The organism is Streptomyces specialis (genome assembly GCF_001493375.1).
GTDB lineage: Bacteria > Actinomycetota > Actinomycetes > Streptomycetales > Streptomycetaceae > Streptomyces > Streptomyces specialis.
In genome coordinates, this window is sequence record NZ_LN929895.1 from 99,130 (window position 1) to 112,990 (window position 13,861).

Below are 13,861 nucleotides of genomic sequence, written 5' to 3' on the forward strand. Positions count from 1 at the left end.
GGACGCGGGCTCCGCCAGCCTCCACATCACGCTGTCAGGACCCGACGGCACCGTGCTCGCCCGCCACGACACCGAGGCGCCGCCGGGCCCCGGAACCGCCGGTGAGCTGCGCGAACTCCTCGCCCGCGCGCCGAGCCCCGACGCCGTCGGCCACCGCCTCGTGCACAGCGGCCCCCACCTGCGCGGTCCCGTGCTCGTCGACGACCGGGTGCGGGCCCTGCTGGACGAGGCGGCGCCGCTCGCGCCGCTGCACCTGCCGCCCGCGCTGGCCGCCCTGGACGCGGCGCGCGAACTGCTCCCCGGCGTGCCGCACGTGGCGTGCTTCGACACCGCCTTCCACGCCGCGATGCCGGAACCGGCCCGCACGTACGCCGTTCCCGAACGGTGGCGCACGGCCTACGGGGTGCGCCGCTACGGCTTCCACGGCCTGTCCTACGCGTGGGCGCTGGACCGCGCGGCGGCGCTGCTGGGCCGCCCGCCCGGCTCGGCGCACGCCGTGCTGCTGCACCTCGGCGGCGGCTGTTCGGCGGTCGCGGTGCGCGACGGGCACGGCGTGGACACCACCATGGGCCTGACCCCGCTGGAAGGGCTGGTGATGAGCCGCCGCAGCGGCAGCGTCGATCCGGGCGCGCTGCTGTGGCTCCAGACGCGGCACGGCCTGGACGCGCGGGAGATCGAGGAGGAACTGAGCCGGCGGTCGGGGCTGCTCGGCCTGTCCGGCACCTCGGGCGACACCCGCGATCTGGTGGCGGCGCGGGCGGCGGGCGACGAGCGGGCCGCGCTGGCGCTCGCCTGTTTCACGCACGCCTGCCGCCGGGCCGTGGCGGCGATGGCGGCGTCCCTGGACCGGCTGGACGCCCTGGTGTTCACCGGGGAGATCGGCCAGGACCAGCCGGAGGTCCGGGAGGAGGTCTGCGCCGGGCTGGCCGTGCTGGGGGTGCGCGGCGGCCTGACCGTTCCCCGCGCGGGCGACGAGGACGCGTTCCGCGTCTCCCCGCCCGGCGCGGAGGTGCCGGTCGTCGTCGTGCCCACCGGCGAGATCCGGCAGGTCGCCGCCGAGACCCGGGCCGTGCTCGCCCGGCAGCCGGCGGGCCGGGGGCGGGAGGAGTGACCGTCCCGGACCGGTCGCGGGGGCCGCCGGTCCGGGACGGGGTACCGGGCGCGGGCGGGACTCAGGCGCCGACGCTCTGGGCGAAGCTGAAGGCGTTGTACGGGTCGTACCGGCGCTTCACCGCGACCAGGCGGCTGTAGTTCTCCGCGTAGTACGAGGCGCGCCAGTCGGGCAGCGCCGGGTCGATGAAATTCTGGTAGGTCTCGCCGTTGGAGTACGGGTCGCCCGTCGCGAAGCCCCGGTCCACCCACGCGTGGGCGACGGCGCGCGCCTCGTCGGTGACGGTGCCCTGGCGGATCGTGGACAGGAAGTTCAGCGTGAACAGGCTGTCGCGGTGCACGTAGGCGGTGGCGGTACGGCTCAGGTCGCCGGCCGCGCCGCCGGTCGGCAGCACCTGGAGCTGGTGGGTCTGGCCGGCCAGACGGTCGGCGTCGAAGACGGCCACGATCCGCTCCCACGCGGACCGCGCGGGCGCCCCGCCGAAGAAGCGGCTGCGCTCCAGGCCGAACAGCGGGCGCGGGAGCTGGCCCTCGGGGGTGGCGCCGACCCGGTGGCACTGGGACACCGTGCGGGTGGCGCAGCCGTAGACGCCCATCATGAGGTTCACGTACGGCAGGACGTTCGCCGACCGGGACGCGGCGGGGCCGGTCAGCGACAGCAGGCGGGCGACCTCGGACTCCAGTTCGGCGCTGGTGCCGGTGGAGACGAGCTGGACGACGGGCACCGGCACGCCGCCGGGCGCCGCGTCGGGCAGGGTGATGATGCCGCCGCCGCCGATGGTGCGCGGGGCGTCGGTCAGCCACTGGGCGTAGCCGTGGAGCATGTCGACCGCGCGGTCCCAGGTGAAGGAGAGGTTCGCCGTGGCGACCGTGGTGAGCGGGTCGGGGGTGACGGTGTACGAGGTGACGATGCCGAAGTTGCCGCCACCGCCGCCGCGCAGCGCCCAGAACAGGTCGCTGTGCTCCTGCGCCGAGGCCGTGACGGTCCGGCCGCTGGCCAGGACGACCTGGGCCGAGGTGACGTTGTCGCAGGCGATGCCGAAGGAGGGGGTGAGGAAGCCGATGCCGCCGCCCTGGATGAAGCCGCCGGCCGCGACCGTGGGGCAGGCGCCGCCGACGACCGCGAGGCCGCTCGGGGCGAGGGCGTTGAGGATGTCGACGTTCTGCGTGCCGGTGCCGACCTTCACGGTGCCGTCGCCGAGCGTGATGCCGTTGAGCCGGGAGACGTCGATGACCAGGCCCCGGCTGGTGGAGTAACCGCCGCCGCTGTGGCCGCCGCTGCGGGCGGCGAACGGCAGGCAGTTGTCCTGGGCGAACCGGAGGGACGCCGCGACGTCGCCCGTGGTCTCGCAGTAGACGACGCCGCTGGGGTCGACCTTGTCGTACTCGACGGTGTCGAGCTGCTTCGCCGTGGCGTACGACGCGTCGGAGGGGAGGATCAGGTCTCCCGTCAGGCGCCGGCGGAGCTGGTCCCACGGCGGGGAGGAGGTGGCGGAGCGGGTGCCCCCGGCGAGCACCGGGCCGGCCTGGAGGACCGAGTACGCCGTGGCGGCGGACCCGGCGCCCAGTATCGTTCTTCGACTGATCATGCGAGCACGATGCCGCAGCGCCCGCGTCAATTCTTTAGCAGTGAGTCGCCAGTCTCTTTGCTGTGTGTCCTCCCCCTCTTCACCGGGTGAACACGGTGTCCGGCCCGGCCGTGACCCGGTGCGCGGCCTCCCAGGTCAGCACCGGGGAGAAGGCCGGGAGAGGGGAGCGAATAACCTAGCGTACGGATAGCGTTTACCATATGGACACTCACGCGTATCCTGACGCGCCGCTCACCTGTCTACGGTGCGTTTGTCCTGTTCACAGCCCCTGGAACCCCGGTGCCCAAGCTCTCTGTCATCGTCGCCTGCCACAACGTGCAGGACTTCGTCCCCACCACGCTGCGCAGTCTGGCCCGCAATGCCGGGCCGGAGACCGAGTTCATCCTCGTCGATGACCGCTCCACCGACGCCACAGGCGAGATCCTCGGCCGGGCCGAGGGGGAGCTGCCGGGAGCCAGGGTCATCAGACACGACCAGAACCTGGGCATCTCCCGGGCGCGGAACACAGGCATCGACGCGGCAAAGGGCGCGTACCTCACCTTCCTCGACGGCGACGACTGGTACGCGCCGGGCTATCTCGACGAGCTGGTCGCCGCGATCGACGGGCTGGGCTGCGACTTCGTGCGCACCGACCACGTGCAGTCCAACGGCAAGCGCCGCACCATCGCCCGCGCGCCCGCCCCCCGCCGGGGCGAGGTCATCGCCCCGCGCGACGCCATCGCGCCCGCCGACCGCAAGACGATGGTCGACTACCCCTTCGTCTGGGCCGGGATCTACCGCCGGGAGCTGTTCGAGGGCGGCCTGCGCTTCGAGCCCGGTCTGCGCACCGCCGAGGACCGGGTGTTCACCTGGCAGCTCCACCTGCGGGCCGAGACGTTCGCCGCCGTGGGGCTGCTCGGCGTGTTCTACCGGCGCGGCGTGACCACCTCGCTCACGCAGATACGCGACGACCGCCAGCTCGACTTCGTTCCCGCCCACGACCTGATCCTGCGGGAGGTCGTGGCCGACGCCGAGGCGGACCGTTTCCTCCCCAAGATCATCAGGACCTACTGCGCGATGATCGCCTTCCACGCCGCCAACGCCGACCGCTACGAGCCCGAGGCCGCGCGGCGGCTGAAGCAGGAGTCGGCGGCGGCGATGCGCCGCTTCCCCCCGCAGCTCCTGGAACGGACGCTGGTGGCCATGGGGGAGGACCGCGAGCGCGTGCTCAGGCGGCTTCTCGGCCGGGCACGGAAGGTGGCGGCCTGAGCCATGGCTGATCACGCCCGCACCATCCAGATCTTCGAGGTCTCCACGCTGTACGGCGCCGCCACGCTCGCCGCCGCGCTGGACGCCGGCCAGTTCGGGCCGCGCGGCGACTCCCGCCGCGTGCTGCTCGTCAGCAACAACGCGACCATCCCCGAGACGGCCGCCGACCTGCGTGACATGGCGGGCTGGCGCGGGATCGCCGCCCGCTTCGACACCGTCCTCGACTGGAACGACACCATCCGCCCGCACCACCCGAGCGACTGGGGTCCCTCCGACCGCGACGCGCCGGTCTGGGAGCGGATGCTGCGCCGCTTCTGGGACCTCGGCGACGGCCGCGTCGAGCTGATTGTGGAGTCCGTCCACGCCAAGCCGGCCGCCGCGCTGGCCGTGATCTTCGCCGACGCCGACGTGCACGTGTACGCGGACGGGCTGATGAGCTACGGCCCGACGCGCGACCGCCTGCCGGGCGACACCGCGATCCGCGTGCAGCGGCTGCTCCACCTCGATCTGGTGCCCGGGCTGCGCCCGCTGCTGCTCGCCGAGCACGGCGTGCCGTCCGAGGTCGTGCCGGACGACGCGTTCCGCGCGGTCCTGGACGAGATCAGCGCCGAGAGCGGGCCCACCGGCGAGGAGGCGCCCGCGCGGGTCGCCGTGATCCTCGGCCAGTATCTGGCGGCGCTGGAGATCCTCACCCCGCGCGAGGAGGAGGCGCTGCACGAGCGGATGCTGCGCGGCGCCGCCGCCGCGGGCTTCCGCGCGGTGGTCTTCAAGCCGCACCCGACCGCCCCCGCGCACTACTCGAAGGTGCTGGAGAAGGCGGCGGCGGACGCCGGGGTGCGGCTGACCGTGCTGGACACGCCGATGCTGGCCGAGACGGTCTTCGAGCGGTACCGGCCGGGGCTGGTGGTGGGCTGCTTCTCGACGGCGATGTTCACCGCCTCCGCGTACTACAAGGTGCCGATCGCCCGCGTCGGCACCGGGCTGCTGCTGGAACGGATCGCGCCCTACCAGAACAGCAACCGCGTCCCGCTGACCATCGTGGACGCCCTGGTCCCCGACCTGGAGCGGAAGGCGGCCGGGGAGGTCGTCACCGACCGGGCCGACGCGGCCGAGCGCGTCGGGCCGCTGGTGCGGACCGTCGGGTACTGCATGCAGGGCAAGCTCAACCCGGGGCTGCGCCCCGAGGCCGAGGCGTGGCTGGACGCCCACCTGAACGAGGAGACCTGGCGGTACTTCAAGCGCGCCCGGCTCACCGCCCTGGCGCTGCCCGGCGGCTTCGGGTCCGCCCTCACCCGCCAGCTCCCCGGCTCGGGCGCGGCACTGCGCATCGCGCGCCGGGTACGGAAGGCGACCCTGCGGGAGAACAAGAACGGCAAGGCCAAGCGCTAGCGACGCGCGAGGGGCGGCGGGCCATCCGGCCCGCCGCCCCTCGCGTGGTGTCCCGCCCCGGGTGTCAGCCCAGGAAGCGCCGCAGGCCGAAGCGGCCCCACAGCAGGCTGACGGCGTACGACAGCGCGATGGTCATCGACGCCGTCACCACCAGCAGCACCGTGCCGTCCGCCGGGCCCATGTCCGGCGAGATCATCCGCCTCACCAGTTCCTCGACGAAGAAGATGTGCACCAGGTACGCGCCCAGCGCCGCGCCGGCCACCTGCTTCAGGCGCGGGCGCCACCGCTCCGGCACGCGGAGCCGGAGGACGAGCACCAGCACGGCCAGCGTCATGAGGGCGACGAAGGGGTGCGCGTTGGGGATGACGTAGTGGATCCGCGTGTCGTACCAGACGCAGCCGGCCACGGTCAGCAGCAGCGCGGCCAGCACCCAGGGCCGGTAACGCGGCGGCAGGCCGTTCGGCAGGGCGAGGATCAGCGCGCCGACGGCCGCGTAGACCACGGAGTAGGTGCCGAAGCCCCAGCCGACGGTCGGTGTCGTCCAGCCGGTCACCTCGCCGACCGTGGACACCAGGGAGGGGGCGCCGGCGATGACGGCGAGCGCGATGCCCAGCCCCCAGGGGCGCTGCCCGGACCGCATCAGGACGAGGAACGCGAACAGCATGGTGATCGGGATGTACGCGTACATGAACCACAGGTGGTACGCGGGCTGCACCGAGCCGAAGACGCCGTCGAGGGCGAGGTCGGAGGCCGGGTCGTCGTTGGTGTCGCGCAGCCGGCCCCAGGCGATGTAGGCGGCCGTCCACACGAAGAGCGGCAGGCCGTTGCGCCGGATCCGCTGCCACATGCGGGCCTCGTTCCTCGGGGGCGCGCCCATCACCACCGTCCAGCCCCCGATGGCGAAGAACAGGGGCACCGCGAAGGAGCTCGCCGCGTCGCCGATGTGGCCGATCCAGTACGCGCTGCGCCCGTTGGACTCCTCGTTGCCCACCTCCCCGATGAACGCGGCGGAGACATGGGTGAAGATCACGGCGCAGGAGCCGATCAGCCGCAGCAGGTCGATGTCGTACCGGTGCTCATTCTCCGGGGTGGACCGCGGCGCGGGGGTGGGGGCCGGCGCGCTCTCCGCCGGCGCGGGCGCGGGGTCGGTCTTGGGGTGCATGGTTCCGATCGCTGGCTCGGTGATGATGCCGGACCTGGCTTCCGGAATCCGTTGCCCGCGAACGAGGAGCCGTTCACCGGAAATGGTCCGCCGCGGGAAGATTATCATCCGGTGACCGCACCGGTTCCGTCGGAGCGGCGGCCGGTGAGGGAAGGGAGCGCGCGGTGGAAGCGTTCGGCGCGGCGGTGCGCCGGGTCTCGCGGCGGCGCGGGGTCAGGGTCGCGGCGGTCGTCACGGCCGTGGTGCTCGCCCTGGCCGTGGCGGGTGAGCTGGCGGGCCGCGCGATGGTGCAGCGGCGGATCACGGAGGCGGCCGAACGGGACCTGGGCGGCGACGTCGAGGTGGACGTCGGGGACGGCCTCGCGCTGCTCTCCCTCGCCGACCGGCGCCTGAACTGGATCGAGGTGCGCGCGGACGGCGCCGAGGTCGGCCGCGTCAACGGCGCCGACGTGCGGGTACGGGTGGACGACGTGCGCCTGAACGGGCTCGGCTCGGGCAGCGGCGGCACGGGGGCCGGCAGCCACGCCGAGGGGATGGTGCCGACCGAAGCGCTGCTGGAGCTGTCCGGCGAGGCGGGGGGCGGCGCCCCGCCGATCAGCGCCGCCCGGACGGACCCGGCGGCGGGAACGGTGGTGCTGGACGTCGGCGGCGGCCTGGGGCAGGTCACGGTGATGCCGGAACTGCGGGGCGGGCGCGTCGAGTTCGAGGTGACGGACGCCTCGTTCCTGGGGATGCCGGTGCCGGGCGCCCTGGTGGAGCGGGTGGCGGAGGCGCTGTCCGACCCGACCGAGGAGGAGGAGTACCCGCTGGAGATGGCGGCCACTTCCGTCGAGGTCACCGGCCGGGGCGTCGAAGTGGTCCTCGACGGCGGTCCGGCCGCCCTGGAGGGCGACGACGCGGCGTAGCACGCGTCGCGGGCCCCGGCCCGGCGGGTGACCATGGACAGATGCTGCTGGCGGATGTCGCGCGCACCTCGCGGGAGGTCGCGGCCACGGCCTCGCGGACCGAGAAGGTCGCCGCGCTGGCCGCGCTCTTCCGCGCCACCGCGCCGGACGAGGCGCCGATCGTCATCACCTATCTGGCCGGACGGCTGCCGCAGCGCAGGATCGGCGTCGGCCCCCGGGCGCTGGGCGACCGCCCGGCGCCCACCGCCGCGCCCCGGCTCACCGTCCGGGAGACCGACGCGGCGCTGACCGCCATCGCCGGGGTCACCGGCTCCGGCGCCGCGGCCGGGCGGCGCGGCCTCCTGACCGGGCTGCTGGCGGCGGCGACCGGGGAGGAGCAGGACTTCCTGGTGCGGCTGCTCGGCGGCGAGCTGCGGCAGGGCGCGCTGGACGCCTTCGCGGTCGAGGGGCTCGCGGCGGCGGCGGGCGCGGACCCGGACGCGGTGCGGCGCGCGGTGATGCTGGGCGGCTCGCTCGGCGCGGTCGCGGGCGCGCTGCTGGCGCGGGGCCCGGCGGCGCTGGGGGAGTTCACGCTGCGGGTGGGTCGGCCGGTGCTGCCGATGCTGGCGCAGAGCGCGCGGGACCTGGACGCCGCCCTGGACCGGCTGGGGCCGTGCGTGATCGAGGAGAAGCTCGACGGCATCCGGGTGCAGGTGCACCGGGACGGGGACACGGTGCGGATCTGGACCAGGACGCTGGACGAGATCACCGGACGGCTCCCCGAAGTGGTGGGCGCCGCGCGGGAGCTGGCCGCGGACCGGGCGGTGCTCGACGGCGAGGTGATCGCGCTGGACGACGACGGGCGGCCCCGCCCGTTCCAGGAGACGTCCGGCCGGGTCGGCTCGCTGCGCGGCACGCTGCCGCTGGAGCCGGTCTTCTTCGACCTGCTCGCGGTGGACGGCCGCGATCTGCTGGACCTGCCGACCGAGGAGCGGCACGCCGAGCTGGCGAGGATCGCCCCCGCGCCGCGCCGGGTGACGCGGCTGGTGGCCGAGGACCCGGAGAACCCGGAAGTCCGGGCGACGGCCCGCGAGTTCGCCGACGCGGTGCTGGCGCGCGGTCACGAGGGCGTGCTGGTGAAGGCGTTGGGGGCGCCGTACAGCGCGGGGCGGCGCGGGGCGTCCTGGGTGAAGGTGAAGCCGGTGCACACGCTGGATCTGGTGGTGCTGGGGGCCGAGTGGGGGCACGGCCGGCGCACCGGGAAGCTGTCCAACCTCCATCTGGGCGCGCGGGGCGCGGACGGCTCGTTCGTGATGCTCGGCAAGACGTTCAAGGGGCTCACCGACGCGCTGCTGGCGTGGCAGACCGAGCGGCTGAGGGAGTTGGCGGTCGCGGACGACGGGTGGGTCGTGCGGGTGCGGCCGGAGCTGGTGGTGGAGGTTGCGTTCGACGGCGTGCAGCGCTCCACGCGCTACCCGGCGGGCGTCACTCTGCGGTTCGCGCGCGTCGTGCGCTACCGGGAGGACAAGGCTCCGGAGGACGCCGACGGGGTGGACGCGGTCCTCGCGCTGCTGCGCTGACCCCACTGGCACGACCGACCCCACTGACCCCGCTGACAATACGGTCGCGTATCCGTGGCCGCATCGTTATGGCTCCGGGCGCAACAAACGGGTTGGTTCGCGCATCTTCACCTATGAGGTCCTTTGAGGCCCGATGAGGTCCAGTAACTCCAGGGGGAACAGTGGTACGCGCCGCGCTCTTTCGAAAGTCCGTCCTCTCCGCCGCCGCGGCGCTCGCCACCGGTGCTCTGCTGCTGACCGGCTGTTCCGCCGAGGGGCAGGAGCCCACCGAGCGGACGCCGGCCGGGGAGTCCACCGAGGAGGCGTCCGGCGGCGGTGACGACGCCCAGGGCGGTGACGACGGCGAGGACGGCGGGGCCGAGGAGACCGAGGAGCCGGCCGAGGAGGTCGTCCTCGACTTCGGCGACGAGTCGGAGCAGGTCCGCGAGTTGCAGGCCCGGCTGGAGCAGCTCGGCCACTTCGTGGCCCAGCCCACCGGTTACTACGGGGACGTGACGCTCGGCGCCGTCTCGGAGTACCAGCGGGAGGCGGGCCTCGAAGTCTCCGGCACGGTCTACGCGTCCACGTGGGCGGCGCTCACCGGCGAGACCGAGACGCCCGGCGAGGACGACATGTACCCGCCCCAGCAGGTCATGGGGTACGGGGACAACTCCGAGCAGGTCCGCGAGCTCCAGGCCCGCCTGAAGCAGCTCGGCCACTTCGAGGAGAACCCCACGGGGTACTACGGGGACGTCACCACCGAATCGGTCCGCGCGTACCAGGAGTCGGCCGGCATCGAGGCCACCGGCACGGTCTTCGAGCCGACGTGGACGGCGCTGACGGCCGAGACCGAGACGCCCGCCGAGGAGGACATGTACCCGCCGCTGGACGTTCCCGACGTCCAGCCCGCCCAGGACCTCGACGAGCGCTGCATGACCGGCCGGGTGCTGTGCATCTCCAAGACCACCCGCACGCTGTCGTGGGTCGTCGACGGCGAGGTCCGGATGACGGTGGACGTGCGGTTCGGCGCGGAGGAGACGCCCACCCGCGAGGGCGAGTTCGAGGTGTACTGGAAGTCGCGCAACCACCACTCGACGCTGTACGACTCCCCGATGCCGTACGCGATGTTCTTCGACGGCGGCCAGGCCGTGCACTTCTCGGCCGACTTCGCCGCGAACGGGTACAACGGGGCGTCCCACGGCTGTGTGAACGTGCGGGACGAGGCCGCCATCGCCCAGCTCTTCGACGTGGTGAACGAGGGCGACAAGGTCATCGTCTACTGGTGACCCCGGGTCCGGGCCCCGGGCTTCTCCGGGGCCCGGTCGAACGTTCGAGCGACACCCGCGACAATGCCCTCATGCGCTACATCATCATCGGGGCAGGGGCGGTCGGCGGAGCGATAGGCGGGCGGCTCCACGCGAGCGGACACGACGTGGTTCTCGTGGCGCGCGGCGCGCACGGCCGGGCGCTGCGCGAGAGCGGGCTCCGGCTCCAGACGCCCGACGAGTCGCTGACGCTGCCGGTGCCCGTGGTGGAGGGCCCGGAGGAGGTCCACCTCCGCCGCGACGACGTGCTGGTGCTCGCGGTCAAGACGCAGGACAGCGTGGCCGCCCTCGACGCGTGGGCGGCCCGCCCGGTGGCCAGGGGCGGCACGGCCGGCGAGTCGCTGCCGGTGCTGTGCGCGCAGAACGGCGTGGCCAACGAGACGATGGCGCTGCGCCGCTTCCGCCGCGTCCACGGCGTCTGCGTGTGGCTGCCCGCCCAGTTCCTCGAACCGGGCGTGGTCACCACCTCCACGGCGCCGCTCACCGGGATGCTGCACCTCGGCCGTTTCCCCGGCGGCGTGGACGACACGGACCGCCGGGTCGCGACCGCCCTGGAGAAGTCCCGCTTCCTGGCCCCCGTGGTGCCGGACGTGATGCGCTGGAAGTACGGGAAGCTGCTGGCGAACCTGGCCAACGCCATCGAGGCGCGGGGCGGCCCGGTCCGGCAGCCGCCGCTGACCGACCTCGCCCGGCGGGCCCGCGAGGAGGGCGCCGCCGTGCTGGCGGCGGCGGGCATCGCGTACACCCCGGAGGACGAGCAGGCCGCGGCGCGCGGCGACCGGCTGGAGCAGCGGCCGGTGGCGGGCGCCGAACGGAGCGGCGGCTCCTCCTGGCAGAGCCTGCGCCGGGGCACGGGCTCGATCGAGACCGACTGGCTCAACGGCGAGATCGTGCTGCTGGGCCGGCGGTACGGCGTGCCCACCCCCGTCAACGAGCTGCTCCAGCGCCAGGCCGGCGACTTCGCCCGCCGGGGCCGCCCGCCCGGCTCGCTGCCCGTCGCCGAGCTGGCCGCCGCCCTCGCGCCGTGACCCGGCGGCAGGTCAGTCCGTGCCGTCGGGCACGCGCTCGGTGAGCCGGGCGTACCGCTGCCGGGCCGCCTGCGGCGTGCCGAGCCCCAGCCCGAACGCGATCTCCTGCCACGTCAGGCCCCGCCCTCTGGCCATCGTCAGCAGCCCGGCCTCCAGCTCGTCCATCTCGCCCCGGGCACGCGGCACCAGGCTCAGCGCCGCGGTGATGTCCGCCCGGTCCACCTCCGGCTCGCCCTCCTCCCGCTGCGCCGCGCCGCTGAGCAGGAAGGCCACCAGCCGCACCGCCTCGTGCGGCGCCAGAACGGCCGGATGCGTCTGCCGCGCCCGCCACGCGCCGGTGGCCGCGTGCCGCTCCGCGATGCGGAACAGCGCCGCGTGGGCCCGGTGCGCCCGCGCCCGCTCGGGGTCGGGCGGGGTGAAGGGATCGCTCGTCTCGGTCATACGCCCAGCCTGACGGTCCGCATGACACGTTGTCAACGGATCGATGCAAACGGATCGTTCATCACGTGTCAGCCGTGCCCCGCCGCCCGGTCCCGCGCGTACGCGTCGATGCCGCGCGGCTCGCGTCCGGTCAGCTCCCGCACGGCCGTCGTCACCACGTCCATGCCGCCGGCCGCCATCTCCGCCCACAGCTCCAGCACATCGGCGGTGAACCCGGCGGGCAGCCCGGATCCCCGCATCCCCGCCGCCGCGTCGGCGGGCGGCACGTCGAGGTAGCCGACGCCGAGCCGGGCCGCGATCTCCCGGTGCGTCAGCGCCTCGGGCCCGGTCAGGTCGTACGCCTCGCCGACGCCCCGCCGGCCGTCCCCGGTCAGCAGCGCCGCCGCGCAGGCGGCGATGTCGTCGGCGTCGATGTATCCCACGCGCCCCTCGCCGAACGGCCCGGCGATCCGGCCGTCGGTGATCAGGCCGCCGGTGCCCGTCGTGAAGTTCTGGAAGAAGCCGCTGGGGCGCAGGGACGTCCAGGGCACGCCGGACCGCTCCAGATGCCGCTCGATCTCCCAGTGGGCGCCGATCGCGAGCTTGCCGCCCGGCCGAGGGCCGAGGACCGACACCTTCACCACGTACCGGACCCCGGCGGCGCGGGCGGCGTCCACGGCGGTGATCTGCCGGCGGATCATCGGCTGCGGCGCGCCGTCCGGCACCGGAACGGCGCCCGGGCCGTTGAGAAAGAGGCGGTCGACGCCGCGCAGCGCGGCGGCGACCGAGTCCGGGTCGTCCAGGTCGCCCACCACATACCGGCAGTCGAGCGCCGCGCCCCGCTCCGCGTCCCGCACGAACGCGGTGACGTCCGCGCCCGCGTCCGTCAGCCGCCGCACCAGCCGCCGCCCGATGGAGCCGGTGGCTCCCATCACCAGAATCACTGCGCTCCCCTAACATGAGGCTCCCTCGGGAACACGATATCGAGGACCCCTCGACATAGGAAGGCCAGGCACCGCCGATGAGCCCGCCCACCGCCCCGGACCGCCGGGCCCGCCCCCTGCGCGCGGACGCGCGACGCAACTACGAACGGCTGCTCACCGCCGCCGAAGCCGTTTTCAGGGAACGGGGCACCGGCGCCTCCCTCGAAGAGGTCGCCCGCCGGGCCGGCACCGCGATCGGCACCCTCTACGGCCACTTCCCCACCCGCCAGGCGCTGTTGGAGGCGCTGCTGCGGGACCGCCAGCAGGCCGTCTTCGACCTCGGGGACCGCCTCCTGGCACAGCCGGGCGGCACGCCGGAGGAGGCGCGCGCCGCGCTGGTCGAGTGGATCACCGCCGTCACCGGGCACGCCGCCACCTACAGCGGCCTGGCCGGCGCCCTCCTCGGCAGCCTGGACGACGAGACCTCGGAACTGCACGCCGCGTGCGCGCGCATGTCGGCCGCCGGCGAGGCCCTGGTCCGGGAGGCCCGCGCCGCCGGGGCCGTCCGGCCGGACGTCACGGCCTCCGACGTCTTCGCCCTGATCAACTCGGCGGCCTGGCTGCGCGGCCAGGTGCCGCGCGACCAGGCCGACCGCCTGCTGACCGTGATGCTGGACGGACTGCGCCCGCGCTGAGCCCGCTCAGCCGAGGCGGGCGGCGCGGGCCATCCCGCGCAGGCGCTCGATCTGGTGGCCCGACAGCTCGATGCTGCGCCGCATGTACTGCACGACGACGGCCAGCTCCTCCTCCGAGTTGTCCTCGAACCGGGCCTCGAACGCCTCGCTCAGGAAGTCCCACAGCGACTCCAGCCGACGCTCCGCCTCCGGCAGCAGGCTGACCAGCGTCCGCCGCCGGTCACGCTGATCGCGCCGCCGCGCCAGGTACCCCGCCCGCTCCAGCCGGTCCACGAGACGGCTCGCGGCGCTGCTCGTCACGCCGGTCATCTCCGCCACCCGGCGGGTGGTGAGCGGGCCGTCCTCCATCGATATCAGCCGCAGGCACTGCACATCCGTCGGATGCAGCCCCAGATGGTCGGCCACGGCCTGGTTGAACAACGCGTACGACGCGAGATGCCGGGGGCCGTAAGCCCTGATCTCCGCCAGCCGGTCCGCACGAGACATGCGTGTGCCCCTCCCCGTTTCCCCTGCTGCCCGCGCAGACGAA

Annotated in this window: 13 protein-coding genes; 8 read left to right on the forward strand and 5 right to left on the reverse strand. The window is 74.3% G+C overall.

Annotated features, from left to right (window positions below):
• Positions 1-52: 52 nt before the first annotated feature.
• Positions 53-1,111: an acetate/propionate family kinase gene (locus BN2279_RS15170; RefSeq protein WP_234347875.1), complete on the forward strand. Its 1,059-nt coding sequence runs from the start codon at positions 53-55 to the stop codon at positions 1,109-1,111.
• A 61-nt stretch (positions 1,112-1,172) separates the two neighbouring features.
• Here the strand turns inward: BN2279_RS15170 and BN2279_RS15175 are convergent, their stop codons facing one another.
• A complete protein-coding gene (locus tag BN2279_RS15175) occupies positions 1,173-2,699 on the reverse strand; it encodes an FAD-binding oxidoreductase (RefSeq protein WP_059009879.1) in 1,527 nt (508 codons plus the stop codon).
• 279 nt (positions 2,700-2,978) lie between these two features.
• Between BN2279_RS15175 and BN2279_RS15180 the strand changes: the two genes are divergently transcribed.
• Positions 2,979-3,947, forward strand: coding sequence for a glycosyltransferase family 2 protein (locus BN2279_RS15180; RefSeq protein ID WP_059009881.1), 969 nt, complete (start codon positions 2,979-2,981; stop codon positions 3,945-3,947).
• Positions 3,948-3,950: 3 nt separating this feature from the next.
• Positions 3,951-5,336: a polysialyltransferase family glycosyltransferase gene (locus tag BN2279_RS15185; RefSeq protein ID WP_059009883.1), complete on the forward strand. Its 1,386-nt coding sequence runs from the start codon at positions 3,951-3,953 to the stop codon at positions 5,334-5,336.
• A 64-nt stretch (positions 5,337-5,400) separates the two neighbouring features.
• Here the strand turns inward: BN2279_RS15185 and BN2279_RS15190 are convergent, their stop codons facing one another.
• The gene (locus BN2279_RS15190) at positions 5,401-6,498 is read right to left on the reverse strand and encodes an acyltransferase (RefSeq protein ID WP_059009885.1); all 1,098 of its coding nucleotides are present in this window, start codon (positions 6,496-6,498) and stop codon (positions 5,401-5,403) included.
• 164 nt (positions 6,499-6,662) lie between these two features.
• On the opposite strand from BN2279_RS15190, the gene BN2279_RS15195 reads away from it, so the two are divergent.
• From BN2279_RS15195 to BN2279_RS15210, 4 genes are all read left to right on the forward strand, one after another.
• Positions 6,663-7,403, forward strand: coding sequence for an LmeA family phospholipid-binding protein (locus tag BN2279_RS15195; protein WP_059009887.1), 741 nt, complete (start codon positions 6,663-6,665; stop codon positions 7,401-7,403).
• Between the two features lie 41 nt (positions 7,404-7,444).
• On the forward strand, positions 7,445-8,962 hold the full coding sequence (locus tag BN2279_RS15200; RefSeq protein WP_059009889.1) for an ATP-dependent DNA ligase: 1,518 nt from the start codon (positions 7,445-7,447) through the stop codon (positions 8,960-8,962).
• A 161-nt stretch (positions 8,963-9,123) separates the two neighbouring features.
• On the forward strand, positions 9,124-10,227 hold the full coding sequence (locus BN2279_RS27770) for a L,D-transpeptidase family protein (protein ID WP_079032183.1): 1,104 nt from the start codon (positions 9,124-9,126) through the stop codon (positions 10,225-10,227).
• 71 nt (positions 10,228-10,298) lie between these two features.
• Entirely contained in the window at positions 10,299-11,294 is a 996-nt protein-coding gene (locus BN2279_RS15210; RefSeq protein ID WP_059010858.1) for a ketopantoate reductase family protein, read from the forward strand.
• 12 nt (positions 11,295-11,306) lie between these two features.
• Here the strand turns inward: BN2279_RS15210 and BN2279_RS15215 are convergent, their stop codons facing one another.
• Positions 11,307-11,735: a hypothetical protein gene (locus tag BN2279_RS15215; RefSeq protein ID WP_059009891.1), complete on the reverse strand. Its 429-nt coding sequence runs from the start codon at positions 11,733-11,735 to the stop codon at positions 11,307-11,309.
• A 68-nt stretch (positions 11,736-11,803) separates the two neighbouring features.
• A complete protein-coding gene (locus tag BN2279_RS15220; RefSeq protein ID WP_234347877.1) occupies positions 11,804-12,658 on the reverse strand; it encodes an NAD(P)H-binding protein in 855 nt (284 codons plus the stop codon).
• Positions 12,659-12,735: 77 nt separating this feature from the next.
• Here BN2279_RS15220 and BN2279_RS15225 point away from each other — a divergent pair, with 77 nt between their 5' ends.
• Positions 12,736-13,332: a TetR/AcrR family transcriptional regulator gene (locus BN2279_RS15225; protein ID WP_059009893.1), complete on the forward strand. Its 597-nt coding sequence runs from the start codon at positions 12,736-12,738 to the stop codon at positions 13,330-13,332.
• Positions 13,333-13,338: 6 nt separating this feature from the next.
• On the opposite strand, the gene BN2279_RS15230 is transcribed toward BN2279_RS15225, so the two are convergent.
• A complete protein-coding gene (locus BN2279_RS15230; protein ID WP_059009894.1) occupies positions 13,339-13,818 on the reverse strand; it encodes a MarR family winged helix-turn-helix transcriptional regulator in 480 nt (159 codons plus the stop codon).
• Positions 13,819-13,861: the final 43 nt, after the last annotated feature.